Annotated in this window: 1 protein-coding gene, 1 tRNA gene and 1 other RNA gene; 1 reads left to right on the top strand and 2 read right to left on the bottom strand. The window is 71.8% G+C overall.

Annotated features, from left to right (window positions below; genetic code table 11):
* A partial coding sequence (locus tag AWW66_RS32075; protein WP_157528314.1) for a DNA polymerase III subunit gamma and tau occupies positions 1 to 1258 on the bottom strand: 1258 nt, incomplete at its 3' end.
* Between the two features lie 175 nt (positions 1259 to 1433).
* Positions 1434 to 1523, bottom strand: an RNA gene (gene ffs, locus AWW66_RS32070) — signal recognition particle sRNA small type.
* An 82-nt stretch (positions 1524 to 1605) separates the two neighbouring features.
* On the opposite strand from ffs, the gene AWW66_RS32065 reads away from it, so the two are divergent.
* Positions 1606 to 1690: transfer RNA gene (locus tag AWW66_RS32065), tRNA-Ser, on the top strand.
* Positions 1691 to 1694: the final 4 nt, after the last annotated feature.

Genomic DNA, 1694 nt, shown 5'->3' with positions numbered 1-1694 from the left:
GGTCGGGCGCGGCGACAGCCGCGGTCGGGGCGGGCGACTGCGGGCGTACCTCGGCGGTGGGGGCGACCGGCGCGGGGCCGGCGGCGACCGGGCCACCCAGGGTGATCCGGCGTTCCATCCGCTCCAGGCGCTGGAGCAGGCCACCGGTGGAGTCGTCCGCGCCGGGCAGCAGCATCCGCGCGCAGATCAGCTCCAGCAGGAGCCGGGGCGCGGTGGTGCCGCGCATCTCGACGAGGCCGTTGTGCACGATGTCGGCGCACCGGGACAGGGTGGCCGGGCCGAGCCGCTGCGTCTGGGCGGTCATCCGCTCGATCTGGTCCGCCGGGCCGTCGATCAGGCCCTTCTCGGCGGCGTCCGGCACCTGCTGGAGGACGATCAGGTCCCGGAGCCGTTCCAGCAGGTCGGAAGCGAACCGGCGGGGATCGTGCCCGGCCTCGGCGACCCGGTCGACGGTGGCGTACGCGGCGGCGCCGTCCCCGGCGGCCAGCGCGTCGCACATCTCGTCGATCAGCGCGGAGTCGGTGACCCCGAGCAGCGCGGCGGCGCGGGCGTAGCTGACCCCCTCCGGGCCGGCCCCGGCGATCAACTGGTCGAGCACGGAGAGGCTGTCCCGGGCGCTCCCGCCGCCGGCCCGCACCACGAGCGGGAAGACCGCCGGATCGACGGTGACCCCCTCGGCCTGGGTGAGCTGCTCCAGGTACGGCCGGAGCACCTTCGGCGGGATCAGCCGGAACGGGTAGTGGTGGGTCCGCGACTTGATCGTGCCGAGGACCTTCTCCGGCTCGGTGGTGGCGAAGATGAACTTGACGTACTCCGGCGGCTCCTCAACCAGCTTCAGCAGGGCGTTGAAGCCGGCCGACGAGACCATGTGCGCCTCGTCGATGACGTAGATCTTGAACCGGCTGTTGGCCGGGGCGAAGAAGGCCTTCTCGCGCAGCTCCCGGGCGTCGTCGACACCACCGTGGCTGGCCGCGTCGATCTCGATCACGTCGATCGACCCGGCCCCGTCGCTGCCCAGGGCGCGGCAGGAGTCACACTGCCCGCACGGCTCCGGGGTGGGCCCCTGCGCGCAGTTGAGCGAGCGGGCCAGGATCCGGGCGCTGGAGGTCTTACCGCACCCGCGCGGACCGGAGAAGAGGTACGCGTGGTTGAGTCGCCCGCTGCGGAGCGCCTGCGACAGCGGCTCGGTGACATGCTCCTGGCCGATGACCTCGGCGAAGGTACGCGGCCGGTACTTGCGGTACAGCGCCAGTGCCACCCGATCCGCCTCCTCTCGACCGAGCCATTCTGCGCCGGTCCGCCCCGGCTGACCACCCACCCCGCCGCTGCGGGGTAAGGAAGGGCCCCCTGTTAACGCATACGGTAGAGAAGGGTCCCCTTCTCACACCGGTGGCCCGGGGGCAGGGCGGCACGCAGGGCACCACCGGAGACAGAAAGGCCTCCCGTGCACCCGGCAGAGCTCGCTTATCCTTGCTGCCTTCCGGCCCTGGGGAGGTTCACGAGATACCGCCGCACGGGAGGTGCCCCCAACCCTACCCGACCCGGCGTGGATCTTCAGGGGGTGGTGGGCTGGCCCACCCGACGAAGACCTGTATCCTGGCTCGCGGAGGATTCGCCTAGAGGCCTAGGGCGCACGCTTGGAAAGCGTGTTGGGTTCACACCCTCACGAGTTCGAATCTCGTATCCTCCGCTCG

Origin of the sequence: Micromonospora rosaria (assembly GCF_001567585.1) — a bacterium.
In the GTDB taxonomy this organism is placed as follows: Bacteria; Actinomycetota; Actinomycetes; order Mycobacteriales; family Micromonosporaceae; genus Micromonospora; species Micromonospora rosaria.
The sequence above is the reverse complement of the archived record's forward strand: the minus strand, read 5'-3'. Positions and strand labels throughout refer to the sequence as shown.